The following is a 26603-nucleotide window of genomic DNA, read 5'->3' as shown; positions in this document are numbered from 1 at the left end:
CAGAATAAAGAATTTATTCAATGAATCGAGTGACCAAACGAGATTCCTGAAAAGGAATATCGGCACAGTCAATTCTATCTATGAAAATAGATAAACAGTATTCATTGAGCCAAACCTTCGGGTTTGAAAAAACTTTAATTGAAGAGTTTGATCATGGCTCAGATTGAACGCTGGCGGCAGGCCTAACACATGCAAGTCGAGCGGCAGCGACAACAACAATCCTTCGGGAGCGTTGTTGGGCGGCGAGCGGCGGACGGGTGAGTAATGCTTGGGGATCTGCCTCTGGGCGGGGGATAACTACTGGAAACGGTAGCTAATACCGCATAATGTCTACGGACCAAAGCGGGGGACCTTCGGGCCTCGCACCCAGAGATGAGCCCAAGTGGGATTAGCTAGTTGGTGGGGTAATGGCTCACCAAGGCGACGATCCCTAGCTGGTCTGAGAGGATGATCAGCCACACTGGAACTGAGACACGGTCCAGACTCCTACGGGAGGCAGCAGTGGGGAATATTGCACAATGGGGGAAACCCTGATGCAGCCATGCCGCGTGTGTGAAGAAGGCCTTCGGGTTGTAAAGCACTTTCAGCAGTGAGGAAGGTGGTGTAGTTAATAGCTGCACCATTTGACGTTAGCTGCAGAAGAAGCACCGGCTAACTCCGTGCCAGCAGCCGCGGTAATACGGAGGGTGCGAGCGTTAATCGGAATTACTGGGCGTAAAGCGCATGCAGGCGGTCTGTTAAGTCAGATGTGAAAGCCCCGGGCTTAACCTGGGAGTTGCATTTGAGACTGGCAGGCTAGAGTCTTGTAGAGGGGGGTAGAATTCCAGGTGTAGCGGTGAAATGCGTAGAGATCTGGAGGAATACCGGTGGCGAAGGCGGCCCCCTGGACAAAGACTGACGCTCAGATGCGAAAGCGTGGGGAGCAAACAGGATTAGATACCCTGGTAGTCCACGCCGTAAACGATGTCTACTTGGAGGTTGTGCCTATAAGGTGTGGCTTTCGGAGCTAACGTGTTAAGTAGACCGCCTGGGGAGTACGGCCGCAAGGTTAAAACTCAAATGAATTGACGGGGGCCCGCACAAGCGGTGGAGCATGTGGTTTAATTCGATGCAACGCGAAGAACCTTACCTACTCTTGACATCCAGAGAAGCTTGAAGAGATTCGAGTGTGCCTTCGGGAGCTCTGAGACAGGTGCTGCATGGCTGTCGTCAGCTCGTGTTGTGAAATGTTGGGTTAAGTCCCGCAACGAGCGCAACCCTTATCCTTGTTTGCCAGCGAGTCATGTCGGGAACTCCAGGGAGACTGCCGGTGATAAACCGGAGGAAGGTGGGGACGACGTCAAGTCATCATGGCCCTTACGAGTAGGGCTACACACGTGCTACAATGGCATATACAGAGGGCAGCGAGACCGCGAGGTGGAGCGAATCCCAGAAAGTATGTCGTAGTCCGGATTGGAGTCTGCAACTCGACTCCATGAAGTCGGAATCGCTAGTAATCGTGGATCAGAATGCCACGGTGAATACGTTCCCGGGCCTTGTACACACCGCCCGTCACACCATGGGAGTGGGTTGCACCAGAAGTAGATAGCTTAACCTTCGGGAGGGCGTTTACCACGGTGTGATTCATGACTGGGGTGAAGTCGTAACAAGGTAGCCCTAGGGGAACCTGGGGCTGGATCACCTCCTTACCTAAACTGCTTCATGAGTGTCCACACAGATTGCCTGGTCGAAAAGTAAAGAGAGCATCATTGCTTAGATGGGTCTGTAGCTCAGGTGGTTAGAGCGCACCCCTGATAAGGGTGAGGTCGGTGGTTCAAGTCCACTCAGACCCACCACTTCGTTGAAGTGGTATCTAAGGCAACACGATGGGGTTATAGCTCAGCTGGGAGAGCGCCTGCCTTGCACGCAGGAGGTCTGCGGTTCGATCCCGCATAGCTCCACCACTCTTTAAGCGCATTTACAAAAGTGTCCTTAGAAAGTGGTTCCTTGTCCTTTGTAGACACCGAAACACATGCTCTTTAACAATCTGGAAAGCTGACTAGTAGATTCAACAATGTTGGATCTGTTCTGAACTTCTTAGGAAGTGATGAACAAAGTTCTCAAAGCAAACACATTCAAGTGTTTTGGTAGTGCTTTAAGCACAACTCAATTTGAGTACGGCGAAAACAAAATCTTGGTCCGCGTATGACTCGAAACTCCTTCGGGTTGTATGGTTAAGTGACTAAGCGTACACGGTGGATGCCTTGGCAGTCAGAGGCGATGAAGGACGTATTAACTTGCGATAAGCCCAGATAAGGCAGTAAAAGCCACTTGAGTCTGGGATGTCCGAATGGGGAAACCCACTGGCATAAGCCAGTATCGCTGCGTGAATACATAGCGCAGCGAGGCGAACCGGGAGAACTGAAACATCTAAGTACCCCGAGGAAAAGAAATCAACTGAGATTCCGGCAGTAGCGGCGAGCGAACCCGGATTAGCCCTTAAGCGTTTTAAGTGTTAGTGGAAGCCTCTGGAAAGTGGCGCGATACAGGGTGACAGCCCCGTACACGACAATGCTTTTAGCGTGAAAACGAGTAGGACGGGACACGTGTTATCTTGTCTGAAGATGGGGGGACCATCCTCCAAGGCTAAATACTCCTGACTGACCGATAGTGAACCAGTACCGTGAGGGAAAGGCGAAAAGAACCCCTGTGAGGGGAGTGAAATAGAACCTGAAACCGTGTACGTACAAGCAGTGGGAGCCCACTTGTTGGGTGACTGCGTACCTTTTGTATAATGGGTCAGCGACTTAATTTCAGTAGCAAGGTTAACCGCATAGGGGAGCCGTAGGGAAACCGAGTCTTAACTGGGCGTGCAGTTGCTGGAATTAGACCCGAAACCGAGTGATCTAGCCATGGGCAGGTTGAAGATTGAGTAACATCAATTGGAGGACCGAACCGACTAATGTTGAAAAATTAGCGGATGACTTGTGGCTAGGGGTGAAAGGCCAATCAAACTCGGAGATAGCTGGTTCTCCCCGAAAGCTATTTAGGTAGCGCCTCGGACGAATACTACTGGGGGTAGAGCACTGTTAAGGCTAGGGGGTCATCCCGACTTACCAACCCTTTGCAAACTCCGAATACCAGTAAGTACTATCCGGGAGACACACGGCGGGTGCTAACGTCCGTCGTGGAGAGGGAAACAACCCAGACCGCCAGCTAAGGTCCCAAAGTTATCGCTAAGTGGGAAACGATGTGGGAAGGCCCAGACAGCCAGGATGTTGGCTTAGAAGCAGCCATCATTTAAAGAAAGCGTAATAGCTCACTGGTCGAGTCGGCCTGCGCGGAAGATGTAACGGGGCTAAGCGATACACCGAAGCTGCGGCAATGCGATTTATCGTATTGGGTAGGGGAGCGTTCTGTAAGCGGCTGAAGGTGCACTGTAAGGTGTGCTGGACGTATCAGAAGTGCGAATGCTGACATGAGTAACGACAAAGGGGGTGAAAAACCTCCTCGCCGGAAGACCAAGGGTTCCTGTCCAACGTTAATCGGGGCAGGGTGAGTCGGCCCCTAAGGCGAGGCCGAAAGGCGTAGTCGATGGGAAACGGGTTAATATTCCCGTACTGCTGATAACTGCGATGGGGGGACGGAGAAGGCTAGGTGGGCCGGGCGACGGTTGTCCCGGTTCAAGGGTGTAGGCTGAGAAATTAGGTAAATCCGGTTTCTCTTAAGGCTGAGACCTGATGTCGAGCCACTACGGTGGTGAAGTCATTGATGCCATGCTTCCAGGAAAAGCCTCTAAGCTTCAGGTTATCAGTAACCGTACCCCAAACCGACACAGGTGGTCGGGTAGAGAATACCAAGGCGCTTGAGAGAACTCGGGTGAAGGAACTAGGCAAAATGGTACCGTAACTTCGGGAGAAGGTACGCTGCCCTTGGTGAAGTCCCTTGCGGATGGAGCTGAAGGCAGTCGCAGATACCAGGTGGCTGCAACTGTTTATTAAAAACATAGCACTGTGCAAATTCGAAAGAAGACGTATACGGTGTGACGCCTGCCCGGTGCCGGAAGGTTAATTGATGGGGTTAGTCTTCGGATGAAGCTCTTGATCGAAGCCCCGGTAAACGGCGGCCGTAACTATAACGGTCCTAAGGTAGCGAAATTCCTTGTCGGGTAAGTTCCGACCTGCACGAATGGCGTAATGATGGCCACGCTGTCTCCACCCGAGACTCAGTGAAATTGAAATCGCAGTGAAGATGCTGTGTACCCGCGGCTAGACGGAAAGACCCCGTGAACCTTTACTACAGCTTGGCACTGAACATTGAGCCTACATGTGTAGGATAGGTGGGAGGCTTTGAAGCGGTGACGCCAGTTGCCGTGGAGCCATCCTTGAAATACCACCCTTGTATGTTTGATGTTCTAACTTGGCCCCGTTATCCGGGGTGAGGACAGTGCCTGGTGGGTAGTTTGACTGGGGCGGTCTCCTCCCAAAGAGTAACGGAGGAGCACGAAGGTGGGCTAATCACGGTCGGACATCGTGAGGTTAGTGCAATGGCATAAGCCCGCTTGACTGCGAGAATGACGGTTCGAGCAGGTGCGAAAGCAGGTCATAGTGATCCGGTGGTTCTGAATGGAAGGGCCATCGCTCAACGGATAAAAGGTACTCCGGGGATAACAGGCTGATACCGCCCAAGAGTTCATATCGACGGCGGTGTTTGGCACCTCGATGTCGGCTCATCACATCCTGGGGCTGAAGTCGGTCCCAAGGGTATGGCTGTTCGCCATTTAAAGTGGTACGCGAGCTGGGTTTAGAACGTCGTGAGACAGTTCGGTCCCTATCTGCCGTGGGCGTTGGAGAATTGAGAGGGGCTGCTCCTAGTACGAGAGGACCGGAGTGGACGAACCTCTGGTGTTCGGGTTGTCACGCCAGTGGCATTGCCCGGTAGCTAAGTTCGGAATCGATAACCGCTGAAAGCATCTAAGCGGGAAGCGAGCCTCAAGATGAGTTCTCCCTGACACTTTAAGTGTCCTAAAGGGTTGTCGGAGACTACGACGTAGATAGGCAGGGTGTGTAAGCGCTGTGAGGCGTTGAGCTAACCTGTACTAATTGCCCGTGAGGCTTAACCATACAACACCCAAGGGGTTTTGTGCGTACTCAAGAGAATCAAACATCTTGAATGTGTAAGAGAACACGCTAGAAGACATCAGCTTTCAAGATTGTACCGAATTTGTCTGGCGACCATAGCATTGTGGCTCCACCTGAACCCATGCCGAACTCAGAAGTGAAACGCAATAGCGCCGATGGTAGTGTGGGGTCTCCCCATGTGAGAGTAGGACATCGCCAGGCTTTAAATTGGTTTTCATCTTTAAGAGAAGATGAAGGCAACACTGGATAAAGCAAGCTAACCATAAGACTTTATTCGGTAAACAGTATCGCTGCGGAGCGGTAGTTCAGTTGGTTAGAATACCGGCCTGTCACGCCGGGGGTCGCGGGTTCGAGTCCCGTCCGCTCCGCCACTTCTTAAGAAGCCTCGTCAGAAATGACGGGGCTTTTTTTTGTTGTATCAGATGCCTGCTGGAAACTGAAGGGCTTCTTGATGTCAGAAATTCAGAGTTCTGTACCTGCCCATATCCGTTTATATTTCGAGCACTTAGATCGTGCGACAGCTATTACTGCTGGCAATTTCGCTCAGGGTAATTAGAATAGGCTCCGAGCTAGGGGATTAGTTCAGCCCGGTAGAACGTCGGTCTCCAAAACCGAATGTCGGCGGTTCGAATCCGTCATCCCCTGCCAAATTTAGAAGCCTCGTCAAATGACGGGGCTTTGTTGTATCTATAGTTTGCACTTCGTGCAAATGTCGGCGGCTGGAAGGCCAGTCCCATCGAATCGTCATCCCCTGCCAAATTCAGAAGCCTCGTCAAATGACGGGGCTTTGTTGTATCTATAGTTTGCACTTCGTGCAAATGTCGGCGGCTGGAAGGCCAGTCCCATCGAATCGTCATCCCCTGCCAAATTTAGAAGCCTCGTCAAACGACGGGGGCTTTGTTGTATCTATAGTTTGCACTTCGTGCAAATGTCGGCGGCTGGAAGGCCAGTCCCATCGAATCATCATCCCCTGCCAAATTTAGAAGCTTCGTCAAATGACGGAGCTTTGTTGTATCTATGGTTTGCACTTCGTGCAAATGTCGGCGGCTGGAAGGCCAGTCCCATCGAATCATCATCCCCTGCCAAATTTAGAAGCCTCGTCAAATGACGGGGCTTTGTAGTATCTATGGTTTGCACTTCGTGCAAATGTCGGCGGCTGGAAGGCCAGTCCCATCGAATCGTCATCCCCTGCCAAATTTAGAAGCCTCGTCAAATGATGGGGCTTTGTTGCATTAGCAGATGACTAAAAAGGTCATTAAAGATAACCACCATAGCTATTTCAGAACCCGGTTGATGATGTTTTCTTGCCAACTTCCGCACATTCCTCACATTGAAATCCTTTTTTCGATTATTGGTTATTTCGTTACCATTGCTAAAAGCGTTACCATGATCACAAATTTTGATTTTTTGGATGAGGAATCCTGATGAACCAAGCCGTGATTTTGGCGTTTATCGCAGCCGGTGGTGCGGTAGGTGCCTGTTCGCGCTACCTAATCTCTGAACTGTGTGTGGCTATGTTAGGTCGTGGTTTTCCCTACGGAACTCTGACGGTTAACATTCTGGGCTCATTTATTATGGGTCTTTTGGCTTCTGCGATTGAGCAAGGAGCCATTGCTGCTGCACCATGGCGCCAGTTGATTGGTCTGGGATTCCTGGGTGCCCTGACAACCTTTTCTACGTTTTCAATGGATAACGTGACGCTGATGCAGCATGGCGAGTTTCTGAAAATGGGCACCAATATCCTGCTCAACGTTGTCGTGTGTGTGTTTGCAGCCTGGGCGGGTTTTCAGCTCATGATGAGAGGTTGAGCACCTTTTGTCCGCTTGAGAGCACAGAACGCTTTTCATATACTGCTGGCTGAACTTGTCGGAGTGCCGTAAGGCTGAGACCACTTAGGTGGGATCCGTTGAACCTGATCAGGCTAATACCTGCGAAGGGAACAAGAGCAGCTGTTCTAGCGATCTACCCGCTCTGAATTGCCTGCAACAGACGTAAACCGTCTTCTCTCTTGTCAACGCCATCCGGCAAGCATTCATTCCGAACCCAACTGGAGTAAATGCTATGTCGAGCAGAAAACAATCCCGGCTTGAAGCCAAAAGTTACATCGACAACCTGTCGGTAACCCCATTTCCAAATTCAAAGAAAGTCCATGTAGAAGGCTCTCGCCCGGACATCCGTGTCGGTATGCGAGAGATATCCCTTGCCCCGACCCTGATTGGTGGAGATAGGGACAATCCCCAATTTGAGCCGAATGAATCCATCCGGGTCTATGACACATCCGGCGTCTATACCGATCCTGATTACGATATTGATATCTACAGCGGACTGCCTAAATTGCGTGAGCGCTGGATTGAAGAGCGTGGCGACACGCAAGTGATGGAAGGCCTCAGCTCAGAATTTGCCAATGAGCGCCTGAGTGACGATACCCTGGATGACATCCGTTTCCCAAACCTGCCGAAAGTACGCCAGGCCAAGCCCGATAGCCGGGTTACCCAGCTTCACTACGCCCGCCGGGGGATAGTAACCCCAGAGATGGAATTCATTGCCATTCGTGAAAACATGGGACGCCAGAAGTACCGGGATGAGGTACTGACCCAGCAACATCCCGGGCAACACTTCGGTGCCAATTTACCAACAGAGATTACCCCGGAGTTTGTACGTCAGGAAGTCGCCGCAGGCCGGGCAATCATTCCTTCCAATATCAACCACCCGGAAAGTGAGCCGATGATTATCGGACGCAATTTCCTGGTGAAGGTGAATGCCAATATTGGTAATTCATCCGTCACTTCTTCCATTGAGGAAGAAGTTGAGAAAATGCTGTGGTCAACGCGTTGGGGGGGCGATACCGTCATGGATCTCTCTACCGGGCGTAATATTCACGAAACCCGCGAATGGATTATTCGTAACAGCCCGGTGCCGATTGGAACCGTGCCGATGTACCAGGCATTGGAAAAAGTGAACGGGATTGCGGAAAACCTAAACTGGGAAGTGATGCGGGACACTCTGATAGAGCAGGCCGAGCAGGGCGTTGACTACTTCACTATCCACGCCGGGTTGCTGTTGCGTTATGTCCCACTGACCGCCAAGCGGCTGACCGGCATTGTCTCCCGGGGTGGTTCAATCATTGCCAAATGGTGCCTGGCTCACCACCAGGAAAGCTTCCTCTACACCAACTTCCGGGAAATCTGCGAAATCTGTGCAAAGTACGATATCGCCCTCTCTCTGGGGGATGGCCTGCGCCCGGGCTCGATAGCTGACGCCAATGATGAAGCGCAGTTTGCTGAATTGCGTACATTGGGTGAACTGACCAAGATAGCCTGGGAATATGATGTCCAGGTGATGATTGAAGGACCGGGGCATGTTCCAATGCAACTTATCAAAGAGAACATGGAAGAGCAGCTCAAACACTGCGATGAAGCGCCTTTCTATACCCTTGGCCCGCTGACAACTGATATTGCACCGGGTTACGACCACATCACCTCAGGTATCGGCGCTGCCATGATTGGCTGGTACGGCTGTGCCATGCTCTGTTATGTGACACCGAAAGAGCACCTTGGCCTGCCCAACAAGGAAGATGTAAAGACCGGGCTTATTACCTATAAACTGGCTGCCCATGCAGCTGACCTTGCCAAAGGCCACCCGGGTGCGCAGGTACGTGACAATGCACTTTCAAAGGCGCGCTTCGAATTCCGTTGGGAAGACCAGTTCAACTTGTCCCTTGACCCGGATACAGCCCGCGCTTTCCATGATGAAACCCTGCCGCAGGAATCCGGTAAGGTTGCCCATTTCTGTTCTATGTGCGGGCCGAAGTTCTGCTCGATGAAGATAAGCCAGGAAGTGCGAGACTATGCCAAGGAAAACCCGGCACTCCAGACATTGGGTGAAGGGATAGAAGTGAAGATGCTGGCTGATCCGCTTGAGGGGATGAAGCAAAAATCGGAAGAGTTCCTGGCAAAAGGCAGCGAGCTTTACCACCAAAAAGCAGATGTGTGAGGTGAGTTGTATGGTTAATACACTTACACCTGACGTTAAAAAAGCCCCCAACGTTACTCACTCAACATTTGCACGGATGGATGGCCCAATCGGGCCGCTCTACCCGGTCGTGGATGATGTGGCATGGATCCGGCGTTTGCTGGCAGCCGGTGTCAAAACGGTCCAGCTCAGGATCAAAGATCCTGCCCACCCGGCATTGCGAGAGCAGATCGAAGAGGCGATCCATCTTGGGCGTACCTGCCGTGCCCAGGTGTTTATCAATGATTACTGGCAACTGGCTCTGGATCTTGGTGCCTACGGTATCCATCTGGGACAGGACGATCTCAAGGATGCGGATCTGGCAGCGATTGCCAACGCCGGGATCCGGCTTGGAGTGTCGACCCGTACAGCGGAAGAGTTGGCTGGTGCACTGGATATTGCACCGAGTTATATCGCCATTGGCCATATCTACCCGACACCAACCAAGGACATGCCAACGCCCCCTCAGGGTATTGATCAGTTGAAAAAGCACCTGGCGACGGTTGGCGGGCGTTTCCCGACAGTAGCAATAGGTGGGATTGACCTAAAGCGTGCACCGGATGTCTGGCAAACCGGTGTCTCTGCCGTGGCTGTCGTTCGCGCTGTGACCCAGAGTGCCGACCTGAACCGTACCCTTGAGGCATTTTCTGACGTGTTTGAGGTCAGACGCTGATGCGCAACCTTACTGATGCGGAATTCCTCCGCTACAGCCGTCAGATTATGTTGCCTGAAGTGGGAGAAACAGGGCAGCAGGCACTGGCTTCGGCGTCAGTGCTGCTGGTTGGTGCCGGTGGTCTTGGCAGTGCCGCATCCCTCTACCTGGCAGCAGCAGGAGTTGGTAACCTGGTGATTGCCGATAATGACCGGGTGGACACGACGAACCTGCAGCGACAGGTGGTGTATCGAGATGGTGATACAGATAGTGCGAAAGCCATTGCCATCTCCCGCCAGTTGGCTGCTCTGAACCCAGGGTGCCGGGTCAGGCCGGTTCACTCCCGCCTTGCCGGGGAACGTCTTGACCTCGAAGTGGCGGCGGCGGATATCGTGCTTGATTGCTCGGACAACATGGCTACCCGTTATGCCGTGAACAAGGCTTGCTGCAGCGCCGGGAAACTTCTGGTTTCCGGCGCGGCTGTCGGCTGGCAGGGGCAACTTATGGTGTTTGATTTCCGTCAGCCGGGCAGTGCCTGCTACCAATGTCTTTTCCCGGATGCCGGGGACAGTGAACCCCGAAATTGCAGTGCTTCCGGTGTGTCCGGCCCGGTGGTTGGGACTATCGGCAACCTGCAGGCACTGGAAACCATCAAGGCCTTGTGCGGACTTCCTGTCAGTGCGGGCAAGCTGCTTCATTTCAATGGCCTCGACATGTCCTGGAAGTCTCTTTCCATCGTGCGCGATCTGGCATGTCCGGCCTGTTCTTCGGTTTCTGTTTCCCCGGAGGTAAACCATGTCTGTTGTGGTGAATGACAAGCCGGTTGATATTCCAGCCGGTTCTTCTGTTTCTGATCTGTTCCCTGCACTTTCGCTTTCCCCGCAGGGTTTTGCCGTTGCCGTCAACGGTCAAATTGTTCCCCGTACCCAGTGGGCTGACACGCCGGTCAATGAAGGCGATCAAATCTCCCTGTTCCAGGCTATTGCCGGAGGCTAACCATGTTACGCATTGCAGATAAGACGTTTACTTCCCGTCTGTTTACCGGCACGGGAAAATTTTCCGGTCGCGATACCATGGCTGCTGCCATCAAGGCGTCCGGTTCTGAACTGGTGACCATGGCGCTTAAGCGGGTGGACATCCACAGCCGGGAAGATGACATCCTGGGCCCACTGGTAGAGGCCGGGGTAAACCTTTTGCCTAATACCTCCGGCGCGAAAAGTGCCGAAGAAGCGGTATTTGCCGCCCGCCTTGCCCGGGAAGCGCTGGGTACTAACTGGCTTAAACTGGAAATCCACCCGGATCCCAAATACCTGATGCCGGACCCGATTGAGACCCTGAAAGCGGCAGAAACCCTGGTGCGCGAAGGTTTTATCGTGCTGCCTTACTGCCATGCTGACCCGGTGTTATGCAAGCGTCTGGAAGAAGCAGGCTGCGCTGCGGTTATGCCCCTTGGCGCGCCAATCGGCACCAATAAGGGGCTGGCGTCGCGGGACTTTTTGGAAATTATCATCGACCAGGCCAAGGTGCCCGTTGTGGTGGATGCGGGTATTGGAGCACCTTCCCATGCTGCGGAAGCCATGGAGCTGGGTGCAGATGCGGTGCTGGTAAATACCGCGATTGCCGCAGCAGCTGACCCCGTCCGGATGGGGCTGGCATTCAAGATGGCCGTTGAGAGCGGCCGGATGGCCTATGAAGCCGGCCTTGCCGGGAAAGCGAGCCATGCAGTGGCATCGAGCCCGCTGACCGGCTTTCTTGATGCGATGTGAGGCCGGCTATGAGCTTTTCAGAACGATGGCAGGCGCTGGAGTGGGACGATATCCGGCTGTCGGTTTACAGCAAAACCACCGCTGATGTGGAAAGGGCGCTTGCCAAGCGTAAGCTCGACCTTGCTGATTTTCAGGCGCTGATCTCCCCGGCGGCTGAGCCCTATCTTGAACAGATGGCGCAGCGTTCGGCGGCGATGACCCGGCAGCGGTTCGGTAATACGGTCAGCTTTTATGTGCCGTTGTATCTTTCCAACCTGTGTGCCAATGCCTGCACCTATTGCGGCTTTTCCATGGAGAACCGGCTCAAACGCCGCACGCTGGACTGTGGGGATATTGAACGTGAGTGTGAAGCCATCAAGCGGATGGGCTTTGACAGTATTCTGCTGGTGACCGGCGAGCATGAAAACAAGGTTGGGATGAAATACTTCCGGGAGGCGGTGCCACAGATAAAGCGCCATTTCAGCTACCTGGCGATGGAAGTGCAGCCTCTCGGGAGGAAAGAGTATGCAGAGCTTAAGACACTGGGCCTGGATGCGGTGATGGTCTACCAGGAGACCTACCATAAACCGACCTATGCAGAGCATCACCTGCGGGGAAAGAAAACTGACTTTCACTACCGGCTGGAAACCCCGGATAGGCTGGCACAGGCCGGGGTCGACAAGATAGGTATCGGCGCACTTATCGGTCTTGAGGACTGGCGTACCGACAGCTTTTTTGTCGCGGCGCACCTGGATTACCTCGAAAGGACCTATTGGCAGAGCCGGTATTCCATTTCGTTTCCGCGCCTTCGCCCGTGTACCGGGGGGCTGGAGCCAAAATCCATCATGACGGACCGCCAGATGGTGCAACTGATTTGTGCTTACCGGTTGTTTAACCCGCATGTTGAGCTGTCGCTCTCTACGCGCGAGTCGCCCTTGTTTCGCGACAATGTGCTTCCTCTCGGGGTGACGACCATGTCTGCGGCATCAAAGACCCAGCCGGGTGGGTATGCTGACGATACGCCAGAGCTTGAGCAGTTTGCGATAAGTGATGAGCGAAGCGCGACTGATGTGGCCGAAGCGGTGAAAAAGGCCGGGTTTGAAGTGGTCTGGAAAGACTGGGACAGTGTCTACTCGGGCTAAGCGTTGCAAACGGAAAAACGCCCTCATTGCCGAGGGCGTTTTATATCACAGGTTCGGTTACCGGCTGAGCGGTGATGTGGCGGTTTCCAGCCAGTCCAGATCGTCGCCTGAGAGGAATGGGCTGACCGCTTCCCAAACCTTGCGGTGGTAGTTGTTCAGCCAATCTATGTCACTGTCAGTCATCAGCCCGGTGTCGATAAGGCGCTTGTCGATAGGTGCACGGGTCAGGGACTCGAAGCCCAGCATGGTGCGGTCACCTTCGGTCGGAACTTCCACCACGACTTCCAGGTTTTCAATGCGGATACCGAAACCGTCTGCCTGGTAGTAACCCGGCTCATTGGACAGCACCATACCGGTTTCCAGCTTGGTGGCATTCCACGCCTTGGCAATACGCTGAGGACCTTCATGCACACTCAGGTAGTGGCCGACACCGTGACCGGTGCCGTGGTCGAAGTCCATGCCGTGTGCCCAGAGGTGCTGGCGAGCCAGAACATCCAGATGGGTGCCTGTGGTGCCATAAGGGAACCGGGCACTGGCCAGGGAAATGTGGCCTTTCAGCACCAGGGTGAAGGCTTTTTTCACTTCCGCACTGCATTCACCGACCGGCAGGGTACGGGTGATATCCGTAGTGCCGTCCGGGTATTGGCCGCCGGAATCCACCAGGTAGACGTTGTTCATTTCCAGCACAGCAGGGGCCGGTTGGTTGATGTGGTTGTAATGGCACATTGCTGCATTGCCGCCGGCAGCGGAAATGGTTGAGAAGCTGAGGTCTTTCAGGCTTGGGTCTTCACCTCGGAAAGTGGCCAGCTTGTCTGCCAGCACACCTTCATCATGCAGGTTACCGGCTGCCACTTCCCGGTCGAACCAGGCCAGGAATTTTGCCATCGCCACGCCATCACGGACATGGCAGGCTTTCATGCCATCAATTTCAGCCGAGTTTTTTGCTGCTTTTGGCAACATGCATGGATCGCTGCCATCAATCAGGGTTGCACCGTTGGCAGCCAGTTTGTCTGCCGTCCAGCCGTTGCTGCTGCCTCGGTCGATGCGAACTTTCTTGCCGTTCAGTGCTGAGAGGTTTTGAGCCAGGTTTTCCGGTGAGTGGATGCGGACACCTTCTCCAACATGGTGAGCAAAACCTTGTGGCAGACGGCTTTCTTCAATCCAGAGGTCAACCGAGCTGTCGTTGTGGAGTAGGGCATGGGCCAACACGATAGGGGTGTGAGGTGCATCATTGCCGCGAATATTGAGCAGCCAGCAGATGCTGTCCAACGCGGTCAGCATAACGGCATCGGCGCCATCGAGCAGTTTGGCTATCTGGGCGCGCTTGTCTGCGCTGTTGCGTCCGGCAAGCTCAGTACTCATCAGCTGTACCTGGCTGGTGCTTGCCGCCGGGCGGTCAAGCCAGTAAGTATCTACCGGGTTTTCCTGCAAAGCGACGAGTTTGATTTTGGCCCCCACTTCCTGACGGGCACGCGCGAGCCAGGCTGCACTGTGTAAACGGGTATCCACGCCAACCCGGGCACCTTCAGGCAGGTTTGCCAGCAGCCAGCCGATAGCAGGCTCCTCAATCAGGTGGCGATATTCGAATAGGTTGCCCGGTACTTCCTTACGGACCTGGACCACATAGCGTCCGTCAACAAACATGGCGGCCTTGTCGCTTGCAATCACTGCCATGCCGGCAGAACCGGTAAACCCGGTCGCCCAGTGCAGGCGCTCAAGGTGGACGGGAGTGTATTCATTGAGGAATTCGTCCTCGTGCGGGATCAGCAGCGCGTCGAGCCCCTGGCTGACCAGCCATTCACGAAGCTGGCCGACACGTTCTGAAATCTGGCTTTGCATATGCGTCCTTTTCCAAATTCGGTTAGTTACATCTTTACGCTATAAGCTAGCTTTTTTAGCTAATGGCTGCAATTTGTCCTTTATTTTTCTGCTGTAAGGGCGTTGCAGCGGCTGATAATCAACTGGCGCAACCAGGTATGGCCCGGGTCATCATCGTTTTGCCGGTGCCAGAACAGGGTATAGGCCATCGGCGGAAGAGGGATGGGCAGCGGAAGCACCACCAAATTCAGCCGAGGGGCAATATATTCGGCAAAGTGCTTTGGCGCGGTAAACAGCAAGTCGGTACAGGTACACAGGCTTGCTGCACCGTTGAAGTCCGGCACATACATAGCAATATCACGCTGCAGGCCGTTGTCGGCAAGTTTGTAGTCGAGCAGCCAGCGGTCACTGCCGGCGCACCGTACCTGCACATGGCGGGCGCTGAGGTAAGTTTGTTCTGTCCAGTCGGCTTTGAGCAACGGGTGTCCGGCACGCATCAGTACTACCTGGTTGTCGAGGTAGAGTTTGACGGAATGGATATCCTCCGGCGGCATCATGGTCAGGCTGGCATCTTCCGGTGAGAGGTCTTTCCCTGTGATGCCGAGGTCAATCACGCCCCGGGTCATTTCGCTGAAGGTATTGGCCTGCCAGGGCTCGGCAGAAACCGTGATACCGGGGGCCTGCTCAAAAAGCTCCCCGACAAACTGGGGCAGCAACAAGGGGTAAGTGCTTTCTACCAATGAAAGCCGGAACTGGCGCTTGCTGTTTTGCGGTGAAAAGATATCCGGCCGGGTCAGTTGTTCAAGGTGTCCGAGTGCCTCGCGCAGCTTGGGTGCCAGCAATAATGCCTTAGGGGTAGGTTTGATACCGTGGGCGGCGCGGGTGAACAACGGGTCTTCAAAGATATCCCTGAGCTTGGCGAGGTTCTTGCTGATCGCTGACTGGCTGAGGTGCAACCGTTCTGCTGTCCGGCTGACATGGCACTCATCAAGCAATACGTGCAGGCAGACCAGCAGGTTAAGGTCAATTTTAAGCAGGCTGTGGATATTCAAAATAACTCCTGATATTCCTTACAGGAATGATGAGGTTGAATATAAACCATTTCTCTTCATATCACACCGTGCGTAGACTTGGCGGCATCCAATGAGGAGCAATCAATGCATTCTGCCACTTTTTCTTCTTCCCGTTTGCTCGCAATGCTTATCAGTATGGTGCTGTTAAGCCCGTTAGCGATTGATATTTACCTGCCTGCCTTCCCTATGATGGCTGAGAGCTTTCAAGTTGGCGCTACCCAGATCCAGGACACCATCACCTGGTTTATGTTCAGCCTTGGGTTTGGCCAGCTGTTTGCCGGCCCGATGGCAGACCGCTTTGGAAGGCGTCCGGTTGCGCTGACCGGTATTGCCCTTTATGCCGCCAGTGCAACCCTGGCATGGCTGGCGGGCCAGTATGAATGGATGCTGGTAGCCCGTGTTCTCCAAGGGTTGGGGGCCTGTGCGGCATCTGTCTGTGCATTTGCAGCTGTACGTGATCGGTTTGGTGCCGAGCGAAGCGGACAGATGATCAGTTATCTCAATGGGGCCATCTGCTTTATTCCTGCACTGGCGCCTATTTTCGGTACCTGGCTGACCCTCCAGTTTGGCTGGCGCTCGAATTTCAGCTTTATGCTGGCCTATGCGCTGGTGGTCTGGGTGCTTATCTGGCGTATTTTGCCGGAAACACGCCCGTCGGAAACTGATGTATCCGGCCGCCTGTTCAGCTTTGGCCGCTACCTTTCTGTTCTGAAGGAGCCCGTTTTCCTCTATCACGCCAGCCTTTGTATGCTGAGCATGGCATCCATTTTGGCTTACGTAACCTCCGCGCCGGTATTGCTGATGGATGAACTGGGGTTGTCGATGGGAATGTTCACGTTGTGGTTTGGCCTGAATGCCGTGGTGAATATCGTCTGTTGTATGCTGGCCCCGCGTTATATGGACAAATACGGCAGCCGCCGGGCGTTGTCTGTCGGACTTGGCTGTATTGTTACAGCCGGTGTACTGGCTGCAGTACTAAGCGGTATTTCAGCTGCATGGGCATTTATGGTGCCGGTATTTATTTCCTCGGCAGGTGTCGCGTTTACGATGGGCTCTGCTGCCGGGCGTGCCCTGGCACCTTTCGGTGATCGCGCCGGAACTGCCGCTGCGCTGCTGGGTATGATCCAAATGAGTGGTGCCGGGCTGGTTGTCAGCCTGACACAACGTATTGGCTTATCCCCGTCACACCTGATTGCTTTCCATATGCTGTTGTTACTTCCAGGCCTGATTATCCTGTTCAGCCGGTGGGGCCGGGCATGGCATGGCCAAAAAACAGCAGCCTGATGTGACTCGTTTTTAATAAGACGCGAAAAAGCGCACGGTCTCGACAACCAAATAGTGACAACTTGGCCCGTAAATGCCGTATAATGGTTAAGCGGGCTTTTTCTTTGCTGTTCGGCTCGCCTTCTGAGTATCTTTTTCAGAACAACTCTTATAACCATTAAGTTTGTCCGGGTAATTGAAGTAAGGACGAAGCGTACAGCTATGTCATATTCGACTATTGAAATGGCGCGCCTTCTGGAGCAACTGGAAGAGTCGCCAGAAAAAATCATGTTTGGTAAAGTGCTGACCGAATTAGGCAACCAAAGTGAAGAGCGTATTCGCAGTGCAGCACGTCAGGTGCCACTGAAATTCCTGCGAGATATGGTTTACCAATTTAATGAAGTCATTAAAGAGCGTAAAGGTGAACGTATTCAGGAATTGGCAGATAGCATTGCCGGTGACGGTATTTCTCCTGAAGAACTGAGAGAATTCCTTGCCAATAGAAATGCGTAACGAAATATAAGATTTCATTTCGTTACTGCTGATTAGATTATGTAGTTACCCAAAGCCCACACAGGATAACTGTGCGGGCTTTTCGTGTTGCCATTAAATAATTAATTATTCTGTATTATTTACTGGATACACTGCTCTTGGCTTTTTTCTGCTGGACGATGAGGCCAACGATAATTAACAGTAAACCAATTATTGTTGATGGCGGGATCTCTTCACCAATGATATTGGCGAGTAGCAATAAAGAAATAAAAGGGGAAATAAAGATCAGGTTACTGATTTTAGATGTGTTGGTTGTCAGCTTTAACGCTTTTACCCAAAGAACGAATGTAATTCCCATTTCAAACAATCCTACATAAGTTACAGCCGCCCAACCTTGCCATGGGATTGCCGGCCACCCACCCTGATATATAGAAATGCCAAAAGAAAAAGGCAGGGAAATAATAAACCCAAGTAATACACTGATTACCGGGTCAGCATTATTTTTTGCATTCAGGATCCAGTACCCAGCCCAAAGCAAGGTAGACAGCAGCGCGAGGCCAACACCGAGTGGGCTGTCAAACTGTAATGCCGTTAAATTACCTTTAGTCGCAATAACCACGACCCCGGTATAGCCGAGTGCACAGGCTATCCAGTCCTGGGCCCGGATTTTCTGGCCAAGGAAAATGGCGGCCATCAAGGTCAGGGTAATTGCCCAACTGTAATTAATGGGCTGGGCCTGGGACGCGGGCAGCAAATCGTAAGCTTTGAACAGTACCAGGTAATAGACCAACGGGTTAATGACACCAAGAAGAAGGTAATAAAGCGGGCGGCGGGTAAAAGTAGGAATGAGCTGATCCAGGTTCCCCTGCCAGGCAGCAATTGCAAACAGGGAAAGGGCGGACACCGCACTGGCTGCGGTTAACATCTGGATCGGTGACAGGTAGGTCAGGGTAATTTTGAAGGCGGTGGCGACGGTGGACCACAGCAAAACCGCTGCGATTGCATATCCGTATGCCGCTCTGTCATTCATTCAGCAATTCCTTGTAATTTGTGTGAAAGATGCAGTCTAGGGAAACCGGCTTTCCGGGAAAATCTGGACATTTATCCAGTATCCACTTAGCCTTTCTGACAACAGGTGAGAATACATTTCAGTGGCGATGATGGATATCCTTTTTACGCAACCCTGGCACTGGGTTGTCGCCGGGAGCGGGGCAACCGCTTTCGCCGGATGGCTCTGGCACCGTATGGCTGTGCGCCAGCAACAGGCGTTGTTTGAACAGCAGCTTAAGACAGAAACGACGATGCTGGAGAGTAAAAATCAGCAGCTTGCGGAGCAGGTCAGGAGCCAGGAGGTTGAACTTGACGGGCTTGACGTTGAGCGGGACCGGCTGACGGCCGAACTTCGCCAGCAGCATGGCCGGCTGACCTCTGCCATTGAAAAGCTTAAATATGCTGAAACCATCCGCACTGAGCGTGATGCCTTGCGTGAGAGAAATGAACAACTCCGCGACCGTTCAAGTGCACTGGAAGCCCGGCTTCGGGAACAGCAGGCCCGCCATGAGCAGCAACTGCAGGCGGCAGAAGAAAAAATCGCGCTGCTCAACGATGCAGAAACCCGGCTGCAAAACCAGTTTGAGCACCTTGCCGGACAAATTTTCGAGCAAAAGACCCGCTCTGTGGATGAGCAGAACCGCATGAGCCTCGAAACCCTGTTGGGCCCGCTTAAGTCCCAGCTGGAAGGTTTCCACAAGCAGGTATCCGACAATTTTGGTGAGCAGGCCAAAGAGCGCCATACCCTGGTTCATGAAATTCGTAACCTGCAAAAGCTTAACGAGCAGATGGCGCAGGAAGCGGTCAACCTGACCCAGGCACTCAAGGGTGACAACAAACAACAGGGTAACTGGGGGGAAGTGGTGCTGACCCGGGTGCTTGAGGAGTCTGGCCTCCGTGAAGGCTATGAGTATGAAGTGCAGGTCAGCCTGGCAAATGAAGACGGGAAGCGTTACCAGCCGGATGTGATTGTCCGCCTGCCCCATGAAAAGGATGTGATTGTTGATGCCAAAATGGTGCTGGTGGCGTACGAGCGTTATTTCCATGCAGACAGCAATGCAGAGCGGGATATAGCCCTTCGCGATCACATTGCCGCTATCCGCAACCATATCCGGGGTCTTGGCCAGAAAGACTACCACCAGCTCAAAGGGGTACGCAGCCTTGACTACGTACTGATGTTTATCCCGGTTGAACCTGCATTCCAGGTGGCTATCCAGGCAGATCCTTCCCTGGTGCGTGATGCCCTCGAGCACAACATTATGCTGGTGAGCCCGACCACCTTGCTGGTGGCGCTCAGGACCATCAATAACCTCTGGCGCTATGAACGCCAGGGGCAGAATGCCAAGGTGATTGCCGACAAGGCCGCCAAGCTTTATGACAAGCTGCGACTGTTTGTAAACGACATCGAAGCCATCGGCGTATCACTTGATAAGGCCGGGCAAAGTTACCAGGGTGCCCTCAATAAACTCGCAACCGGGCGCGGTAATATCCTCAGTCAGGCAGAAAGTTTCCGTAGCCTTGGGGTGGAGGTAAAGCGGGAAATCAGCCCGGCATTGGTGGCTTCAGCGCACCAGTCTGATCGCCAAGGTAATGAATTACATGAAGCCGGAGGCTTGGAGCCGGGTGTGGCGATACAGTACACTAAGCCGTCAGATTTAGGGGAAGAACATGACTGATATAGTGCAAGACCTGAATGTAACAGGCGAAGGTGACACAACCCACTTCGGTTTCCAGACTGTTGCCACCAAGGAAAAGGCGAAGAAAGTTGCGGAGGTTTTCCACTCGGTTGCCTCGAAGTACGACATCATGAACGATGTGATGTCACTCGGTATCCACCGCATCTGGAAGCGCTTTACCATTGACTGCAGTGGTGTTCGCCCAGGGCAGCGTGTACTGGATTTGGCCGGTGGCACCGGCGACCTGACTGCCAAGTTTTCCCGTATTGTCGGTGACAAAGGGCAGGTGGTCCTTGCTGATATCAATAACTCCATGTTGGCAATGGGGCGCGACAAGCTGCGCGATCTCGGTATTGTAGGCAATGTGAACTATGTTCAGGCCAATGCCGAAGCCCTGCCGTTCCCTGATGACTATTTCGACTGCATCACCATCGGCTTTGGCCTGCGTAACGTGACTGATAAAGATGCGGCGCTGCGCTCCATGTTCCGTGTACTCAAGCCGGGCGGTCGCCTGCTGGTGCTGGAATTTTCCAAGCCGGTACTTGAGCCCCTTTCCAAAATTTATGATGCCTACTCCTTCCACCTTCTGCCGAAAATTGGCGAGCTGATTGCCAATGATTCGGAAAGTTACCGCTACCTGGCTGAATCGATCCGTATGCACCCGGACCAGGAAACCATGAAGCAGATGATGGAAACCGCCGGGTTCGAGCAGGTGAGCTATTACAACCTGACAGGCGGCATTGTTGCCCTTCACCGCGGTTATAAATTCTGAGGTTGCTGATGCCACTTGATGCCATGGTCACTGCCGTTGTTGAAACTGCAATCAACCAGTTGGTCCGACAGGACCGTGACAGCCAGCAGCGCCTCCATCGCCTGCGTGGCAAAATCATCCGGGTAAAATTGAATGAAATCAGCAAGCAGCTGGTTTTCGTTTTCAGTCAGCAGGTCGATGTGCTGGCCCAGTATGAAGGGGAGGCAGACTGCGATCTGGCCGTAAGCCTTGCAGCGCTCCCGGAGCTCCGCGACAAAGCTAACCTTACCCGGCTGATCAAAGAAGACAAACTGGTACTGGATGGGGATATCGAGCTGGCCCAACAGTTTTCCGGCCTTCTTGGTGGCCTTAAGCCCGATGTGGCGGAAGTGCTTTCCCGCTATACCGGGGATGTGGTGGCCCACTCTGTGGTATCTGGTGCCCGGCAAGGGGTTGAAACCCTGAAAACCCTGGCCTCCCGTCAGCAAAAATGGGCTGCAGAAGTGGTTACTGAAGAGTGGCGCCTGGCTCCCGGGCCGCTGGAAGTAGCGTACTTTGCGGACCAGGTAGATGACGTTGCCAGCCATTTTGCCCGGCTGGAAGCGCGTGTTGGCCGGTTGGCTGACAAGGTTAGTGCCAAATGACACCTTCGGAAATCAAGCGCCTTTACACTATCCAGCGTACCCTGCTCGAATATGGGCTGGATGAAATGCTGCCGGAGCAGCCGCTCAGCCGCCTGCCAAAGCTGGCGCGCAAGAGCCTGTTCTGGATAAAGAACCAGCACGCCGACAAGCCGCTGGGAGAGCGTCTGCGCCTGGCCATGCAAAGCCTTGGGCCAGTGTGGATCAAGTTCGGCCAGATGATGTCTACCCGCCGGGACCTCTTTCCGCCGGCAATGGCAGAGCAACTTGCCATGCTGCAGGACCGGGTTGCCCCGTTTGACGGCAAGCTTGCCCGGCAGCAAATTGAAAAATCCCTCGGCGGTACCATCGAAACCTGGTTTGATGATTTTGATGAAACCCCACTGGCGACCGCCTCGATTGCCCAGGTGCATACCGCAAGGTTGAAAACTAACGGGCGGGAAGTGGTGCTCAAGGTTATCAGGCCTGACATTGTGCCGGTTATCAAAGCGGATATCCGCCTGATGTACCGCCTTGCCCGGCTGGTAGCACGCTGGATCCCGGAGGCTCGCCGCCTCAAGCCGGTGGAAGTGGTACGAGAATACGAGAAAACCCTGCTTGATGAGCTCAACCTGATGCGTGAAGCGGCCAATGCCATCCAGCTTCGCCGCAACTTTGACGGTGAGCGGATGCTTTACGTGCCGGAAACCTTCAGCGACTATTGCCGTGAAAACCTCATGGTGTCAGAGCGTATCTATGGTATCCAGGTCTCTGATATTGAAGGGTTGAAAGCCAACGGCACCAACATGAAACTGCTGGCAGAGCGTGGTGTTCAGGTGTTTTTCACCCAGGTGTTCCGCGACAGCTTCTTCCATGCAGATATGCATCCGGGCAACGTTTTTGTCGCCTATGACCACCCGGAAGATCCGCAGTGGATTGGCCTCGACTGCGGCATTGTCGGTACCCTGAACCGGGAAGACAAACGCTACCTGGCAGAAAACTTCCTGGCATTTTTCAACCGAGATTACCGCCGGGTGGCTGAGCTGCATGTGGATTCCGGTTGGGTGCCTCACGATACAGACATCGATGACTTTGAATTTGCTATACGAACTGTCTGTGAGCCCATTTTTGAAAAACCATTGTGCGAAATTTCGTTTGGACATGTTTTGCTTAATCTGTTTAACACAGCAAGACGGTTTAATATGGAAGTTCAGCCGCAATTGGTGCTTCTGCAAAAAACTCTTTTATATATTGAGGGGTTAGGTCGCCAGTTATATCCGCAGCTTGATTTGTGGGACACGGCAAAACCCTTCCTTGAAGAGTGGATGTCGCAACAGGTCGGGCCAAAAGCTGTGCTGAACGCACTGAGGGATCGCGCACCCTATTGGGCAGAAAAGCTCCCTGAGCTTCCTGAACTGGTGTACGATAGCCTGCGCCAGGGTCGAATGTTGAACCAGAGAGTCGATACGCTGTATCAACAGTTTATGGTTTCACGCAAGCGGCAAATGCATGCACGGCTATTGTTTATCGCCGGTGCGACACTCGTGGTGTGCTCTGCCATACTTTATGGCAACAAGATAGATACTTTGCCGGTTGTATCGCTGGTGGCGGGGGGTATTTTATGGTTCTCCGGCTGGCGTATGGTGGCGAAATAATTCTGCTTCGTTGAAGCGAAAACTACGACGCAGGTGAAACCTGCCAATTAAAAATATGTAACCTGAGGTTTTAAACATGGGTGGAATTAGTATTTGGCAACTTCTGATCATTGCGGTCATTGTTATCTTGCTGTTCGGAACCAAGAAACTGCGTAATATCGGCGGCGATCTGGGCTCTGCGGTAAAAGGCTTTAAGAAAGCAATGAGCGACGATGAGCCAGCCAAGAAAAATGATGCCGACACTGATGCCGATGCCGACTTTGACCAGAAGAAACTGGATCAGAAAGAAAGCACTACGCAGAACAACAGCCAGAGCAAAGACAGAGAGCAGGTTTAACCCGTGTTTGATATCGGCTTCTGGGAGCTGGTACTGATCTCCGTAGTGGGATTGGTCGTGCTCGGACCCGAGCGTCTGCCTGTGGCGATACGCAATGTATCCCGCTGGGTAGGCGCGGCCAAACGAATGGCCGGGTCTGTAAAAGATGAACTGGAGCAAGAGCTCAAGTTGCAGGAGCTGCGTGACAACCTTAAAAAAGCCGAGCAGATGGGGATGAAGGACATTTCACCTGACCTCCAGCGTTCGGTTGATGAGTTGAAACGCACTGCAGAAGAAGTTCAGCGCCCCTATGCGAAAGCCACTGACACCCAGGCTGCTTCACCAAGCCAGCCGGTAGCGGAAACCGCCACCGAATCGGCAACCGAAAGCAAAGCCGGGGACAACTCAGCGACCAAGCAGGAAAAATCTGAATAACTATGTCAACGGTCGAAGATACACAGCCTCTCATTACCCACCTGATGGAGCTGCGCGACAGACTGCTGCGCGCCGTTGTCGCGGTGTTGGTAGTGTTCCTTGGCTTGGTGTGGTTTGCCAATGATATCTATGCCTTCGTGGCGGAACCGTTGCTGGAAAAGATGCCAGCCGGTACCAGCATGATTGCAACGGATGTGGCATCACCCTTCTTTACGCCAATCAAGCTGACGCTGGTTGCCTCTGTCTTTCTGGCGGTACCGGTCATCCTGTACCAGATTTGGGCGTTTGTTGCGCCGGGTCTGTATAAACACGAACGCAAGCTCATTCTCCCTCTGCTGTTTTCCAGCTCCATGCTGTTTTACTGTGGTGTCGCTTTTGCGTATTTCGTGGTGTTCCCATTGGTGTTTGGCTTCTTTACTGCCACTGCACCGGAAGGGGTACAGGTAGCAACGGATATTTCGAGCTACCTCGATTTTATCCTGGCCCTGTTCCTGGCATTCGGTATTGCCTTTGAGGTGCCGGTCGCCATCATCCTCTTGGTATGGACAGGTGCAACGACACCGGACAGCCTGCGCCAGAAGCGCCCTTACATTATTGTGGCGGCGTTCGTGGTCGGCATGCTGCTGACACCACCGGATATTATTTCCCAGACCCTGCTGGCAGTGCCGATGTGCCTGCTGTTTGAAGTGGGTCTGCTCTGTTCCCGGTTCTACCGTCCCCGTGATGAAGAGGACGAAGAGCAGGAAGCACAGGAATAATTTACCGTGGAAAGATTCAAAGCCAGTCTTAGGGACTGGCTTTGTTTTTTCTGCCACCCGACTGTTTGGATTTTGAAGAGATTGCGAACCATGATCGATATAGGCGTGAACCTGACCAGCAGCCAGTTTGCCGGCGATGAGGATGCCGTGGTCGCCCGTGCCCGCGAAGCCGGGGTGACAGGGATGATCCTGACCGGCACAGATATCGATGGCAGCCGTGAAGCCTCTGAGCTGGCATCCCGATACCCGGGCTACGCTTGGTCGACAGCCGGTGTCCATCCCCATGACGCCAAGACGGTGGAAGACCTTTCACTGCCTGAAATCCGGGCTCTGGCAGGGCAAGGGAGTGTGGTCGCGATCGGCGAGTGTGGGCTTGATTTCAATCGTGACTTTTCACCACGCCCGCAGCAGGAAGCTGTTTTTGAAGCACAGTTGGCGCTGGCTGCAGAACTGCAACTGCCTTTGTTCATGCACTGCCGCGACGCTCACGAGCGTTTTATGGCGATTTTCCGTCGGTACGCAGACAAACTGCCGGGCGCAGTGCTGCATTGTTTTACCGGCAGTGAACCTGAATTGCTTGATTGCCTGGATGCAGGGATGTGCATTGGAATTACCGGCTGGGTGTGTGATGAGCGCCGGGGCAGCGAGCTTCGCGAGATACTCCGCTATATCCCGGATGATCGCTTGCTTATTGAGACTGATGCGCCATACCTGATCCCGCGAGACCTGAAACCCAAACCCAAGTCGCGCCGGAATGAACCGTGCTATCTGCCACATATTGCTGGCACAATAGCTGAATGCCGCAGTCAGACGTGGCAGCATGTGGTGTCGGTATCTGTGCAAAACAGCAGAAGAATTTTTTGCCTTCCGGCTGCGTAATGCCCTGCCGGTGGTATGATTAGCCCAATTATCAAACAAATTAGCAAGGAGGATACTGTGTCTGTATCCATTCAGGGCGCGTTCCCTGCCCGCCGTATGCGCCGGATGCGCAAGCATGACTTCAGCCGCCGCCTGATGGCGGAAAACACTTTGACTGCCAGTGACCTTATTTACCCGATGTTTATTCTGATGGGTAAAAATCGCCGCGAGCCAGTGGAGTCAATGCCGGGTATCGAACGCCTTTCCATTGATTTGATGCTTTATGAAGCAGAGTACCTGGCTAAGCTCGGCGTTCCGGCTATCGCTTTGTTCCCTGTGGTGCCACAGGAGTTCAAGAGCATCTGTGCGGCTGAGGCCCACAATCCGGAAGGCCTGGTACAGCGTGCCGTACGGCTTCTGAAAGAACATGTTCCGCAGATGGGTGTCATCACCGATGTTGCCCTCGACCCGTACACTATCCACGGTCAGGATGGCATCATCGATGAGAATGGCTATGTGCTGAACGATGAGACCACCGAGGTGCTCATCCAGCAGGCTCTTTCCCATGCAGAAGCCGGTGCGGACGTGGTGGCGCCATCTGACATGATGGATGGCCGTATCGGCCGTATTCGTGAGGCGTTGGAGGAAGCTGGCTATGTGAATACCCAGATCATGGCGTATTCAGCCAAATACGCATCCAACTACTATGGCCCGTTCCGCGATGCGGTAGGATCCGCCGGTAACCTCAAAGGTGCTGACAAGAAGAATTACCAGATGGACCCAGCCAACAGCGACGAAGCATTGCATGAAGTAGCGATGGATGTTGCTGAAGGCGCGGATATGGTAATGGTGAAGCCGGGTATGCCTTACCTGGATGTGGTACGCCGGGTGAAATCAGAGCTTAAAGTGCCCACCTTTGCCTATCAGGTCTCCGGGGAATATGCGATGCACCAGGCCGCCTTTGCCAACGGCTGGCTGAAAGAGCGTGAAACCGTGATGGAGTCGCTGTTGTGCTTCAAGCGTGCAGGTGCGGATGGCGTCCTGACATACTTTGCCAAGCAGGTTGCTGAGTGGCTTGCGGAAGATAACCGTATTGATGCAGAGAAGCCGGAAGCGTAACCGGATTCCATACATCAGTATATGAATAATTATGCCCTACAAAATGTGG

Annotated in this window: 21 protein-coding genes, 4 tRNA genes, 3 rRNA genes and 1 riboswitch; of the genes, 25 read left to right on the top strand and 3 right to left on the bottom strand. The window is 53.3% G+C overall.

Annotated features, from left to right (window positions below):
• Nucleotides 1-135: 135 nt before the first annotated feature.
• The 14 genes from NF212_RS16930 (at nt 136) to thiH (ending at nt 12670) form a co-directional block, all read left to right on the top strand.
• Nucleotides 136-1688: ribosomal RNA gene (locus tag NF212_RS16930) — 16S ribosomal RNA — on the top strand.
• 70 nt (nt 1689-1758) lie between these two features.
• Nucleotides 1759-1835: transfer RNA gene (locus NF212_RS16925), tRNA-Ile, on the top strand.
• A gap of 32 nt (nt 1836-1867) precedes the next feature.
• Nucleotides 1868-1943, top strand: a tRNA-Ala gene (locus tag NF212_RS16920).
• Between the two features lie 268 nt (nt 1944-2211).
• Nucleotides 2212-5102 (top strand): 23S ribosomal RNA (locus NF212_RS16915).
• Between the two features lie 103 nt (nt 5103-5205).
• Nucleotides 5206-5321: ribosomal RNA gene (rrf, locus tag NF212_RS16910) — 5S ribosomal RNA — on the top strand.
• Together the 16S, 23S and 5S rRNA genes with 4 tRNA genes alongside form the textbook arrangement of a ribosomal RNA operon.
• A 93-nt stretch (nt 5322-5414) precedes the next feature.
• Nucleotides 5415-5491: transfer RNA gene (locus NF212_RS16905), tRNA-Asp, on the top strand.
• A gap of 200 nt (nt 5492-5691) precedes the next feature.
• Nucleotides 5692-5768 (top strand) — tRNA-Trp (locus tag NF212_RS16900).
• A 776-nt stretch (nt 5769-6544) separates the two neighbouring features.
• Nucleotides 6545-6928 (top strand): fluoride efflux transporter CrcB, encoded by a 384-nt coding sequence (gene crcB / locus NF212_RS16895; RefSeq protein ID WP_054674532.1) that lies wholly within the window; start codon nt 6545-6547, stop codon nt 6926-6928.
• A 49-nt stretch (nt 6929-6977) separates the two neighbouring features.
• A riboswitch (TPP riboswitch) is annotated at nt 6978-7076 on the top strand.
• A gap of 105 nt (nt 7077-7181) precedes the next feature.
• Entirely contained in the window at nt 7182-9113 is a 1932-nt protein-coding gene (gene thiC, locus NF212_RS16890; RefSeq protein WP_434357626.1) for a phosphomethylpyrimidine synthase ThiC, read from the top strand.
• A gap of 10 nt (nt 9114-9123) precedes the next feature.
• The gene (thiE, locus tag NF212_RS16885) at nt 9124-9804 is read left to right on the top strand and encodes a thiamine phosphate synthase (RefSeq protein WP_434357624.1); all 681 of its coding nucleotides are present in this window, start codon (nt 9124-9126) and stop codon (nt 9802-9804) included.
• Nucleotides 9804-10598: a HesA/MoeB/ThiF family protein gene (locus NF212_RS16880; protein WP_434357622.1), complete on the top strand. Its 795-nt coding sequence runs from the start codon at nt 9804-9806 to the stop codon at nt 10596-10598. Before thiE ends, NF212_RS16880 begins: the two co-directional genes overlap by 1 nt.
• On the top strand, nt 10579-10779 hold the full coding sequence (gene thiS / locus NF212_RS16875) for a sulfur carrier protein ThiS (protein WP_434357620.1): 201 nt from the start codon (nt 10579-10581) through the stop codon (nt 10777-10779). The genes NF212_RS16880 and thiS overlap by 20 nt, the downstream gene beginning before the upstream one ends.
• 2 nt (nt 10780-10781) lie before the next feature.
• A complete protein-coding gene (locus tag NF212_RS16870) occupies nt 10782-11549 on the top strand; it encodes a thiazole synthase (protein ID WP_054674526.1) in 768 nt (255 codons plus the stop codon).
• Nucleotides 11550-11557: 8 nt separating this feature from the next.
• The gene (gene thiH / locus NF212_RS16865; protein WP_434357617.1) at nt 11558-12670 is read left to right on the top strand and encodes a 2-iminoacetate synthase ThiH; all 1113 of its coding nucleotides are present in this window, start codon (nt 11558-11560) and stop codon (nt 12668-12670) included.
• Between the two features lie 57 nt (nt 12671-12727).
• On the opposite strand, the gene NF212_RS16860 is transcribed toward thiH, so the two are convergent.
• Both NF212_RS16860 and NF212_RS16855 read right to left on the bottom strand, forming a co-directional pair.
• The gene (locus NF212_RS16860) at nt 12728-14509 is read right to left on the bottom strand and encodes an aminopeptidase P family protein (RefSeq protein WP_434357616.1); all 1782 of its coding nucleotides are present in this window, start codon (nt 14507-14509) and stop codon (nt 12728-12730) included.
• Between the two features lie 80 nt (nt 14510-14589).
• Entirely contained in the window at nt 14590-15540 is a 951-nt protein-coding gene (locus NF212_RS16855; protein ID WP_434357615.1) for a LysR family transcriptional regulator, read from the bottom strand.
• Nucleotides 15541-15645: 105 nt separating this feature from the next.
• On the opposite strand from NF212_RS16855, the gene NF212_RS16850 reads away from it, so the two are divergent.
• A complete protein-coding gene (locus NF212_RS16850) occupies nt 15646-16845 on the top strand; it encodes a multidrug effflux MFS transporter (protein WP_434357613.1) in 1200 nt (399 codons plus the stop codon).
• A gap of 201 nt (nt 16846-17046) precedes the next feature.
• A complete protein-coding gene (tsrA, locus tag NF212_RS16845; protein WP_434357611.1) occupies nt 17047-17337 on the top strand; it encodes an H-NS-like global regulator TsrA in 291 nt (96 codons plus the stop codon).
• A gap of 115 nt (nt 17338-17452) precedes the next feature.
• On the opposite strand, the gene NF212_RS16840 is transcribed toward tsrA, so the two are convergent.
• Nucleotides 17453-18346, bottom strand: a complete 894-nt coding sequence (locus NF212_RS16840) for a DMT family transporter (protein ID WP_434357609.1) — start codon at nt 18344-18346, stop codon at nt 17453-17455.
• Nucleotides 18347-18476: 130 nt separating this feature from the next.
• Between NF212_RS16840 and rmuC the strand changes: the two genes are divergently transcribed.
• The 9 genes from rmuC (at nt 18477) to hemB (ending at nt 26554) form a co-directional block, all read left to right on the top strand.
• A complete protein-coding gene (gene rmuC, locus NF212_RS16835; RefSeq protein WP_434360908.1) occupies nt 18477-20042 on the top strand; it encodes a DNA recombination protein RmuC in 1566 nt (521 codons plus the stop codon).
• Entirely contained in the window at nt 20035-20814 is a 780-nt protein-coding gene (ubiE, locus tag NF212_RS16830; RefSeq protein ID WP_434357607.1) for a bifunctional demethylmenaquinone methyltransferase/2-methoxy-6-polyprenyl-1,4-benzoquinol methylase UbiE, read from the top strand. The genes rmuC and ubiE overlap by 8 nt, the downstream gene beginning before the upstream one ends.
• Nucleotides 20815-20822: 8 nt before the next feature.
• A complete protein-coding gene (locus tag NF212_RS16825) occupies nt 20823-21437 on the top strand; it encodes a ubiquinone biosynthesis accessory factor UbiJ (RefSeq protein WP_434357605.1) in 615 nt (204 codons plus the stop codon).
• On the top strand, nt 21434-23068 hold the full coding sequence (gene ubiB / locus NF212_RS16820) for a ubiquinone biosynthesis regulatory protein kinase UbiB (protein WP_434357603.1): 1635 nt from the start codon (nt 21434-21436) through the stop codon (nt 23066-23068). The genes NF212_RS16825 and ubiB overlap by 4 nt, the downstream gene beginning before the upstream one ends.
• A 76-nt stretch (nt 23069-23144) precedes the next feature.
• The gene (tatA, locus tag NF212_RS16815; RefSeq protein ID WP_434357601.1) at nt 23145-23405 is read left to right on the top strand and encodes a Sec-independent protein translocase subunit TatA; all 261 of its coding nucleotides are present in this window, start codon (nt 23145-23147) and stop codon (nt 23403-23405) included.
• A 3-nt stretch (nt 23406-23408) separates the two neighbouring features.
• Nucleotides 23409-23819, top strand: coding sequence for a Sec-independent protein translocase protein TatB (gene tatB / locus NF212_RS16810; protein WP_434357599.1), 411 nt, complete (start codon nt 23409-23411; stop codon nt 23817-23819).
• 2 nt (nt 23820-23821) lie between these two features.
• Nucleotides 23822-24577 (top strand): Sec-independent protein translocase subunit TatC, encoded by a 756-nt coding sequence (gene tatC, locus NF212_RS16805; RefSeq protein ID WP_434357597.1) that lies wholly within the window; start codon nt 23822-23824, stop codon nt 24575-24577.
• A 90-nt stretch (nt 24578-24667) separates the two neighbouring features.
• The gene (gene tatD / locus NF212_RS16800) at nt 24668-25456 is read left to right on the top strand and encodes a 3'-5' ssDNA/RNA exonuclease TatD (protein ID WP_434357595.1); all 789 of its coding nucleotides are present in this window, start codon (nt 24668-24670) and stop codon (nt 25454-25456) included.
• A gap of 57 nt (nt 25457-25513) precedes the next feature.
• Nucleotides 25514-26554: a porphobilinogen synthase gene (hemB, locus tag NF212_RS16795; protein ID WP_434357593.1), complete on the top strand. Its 1041-nt coding sequence runs from the start codon at nt 25514-25516 to the stop codon at nt 26552-26554.
• The last annotated feature ends 49 nt before the right edge of the window (nt 26555-26603 follow it).

It is taken from the genome of Parasalinivibrio latis (assembly GCF_036825535.1).
Lineage (GTDB): Bacteria > Pseudomonadota > Gammaproteobacteria > Enterobacterales > Vibrionaceae > Parasalinivibrio > Parasalinivibrio latis.
The sequence above is the reverse complement of the archived record's forward strand: the minus strand, read 5'-3'. Positions and strand labels throughout refer to the sequence as shown.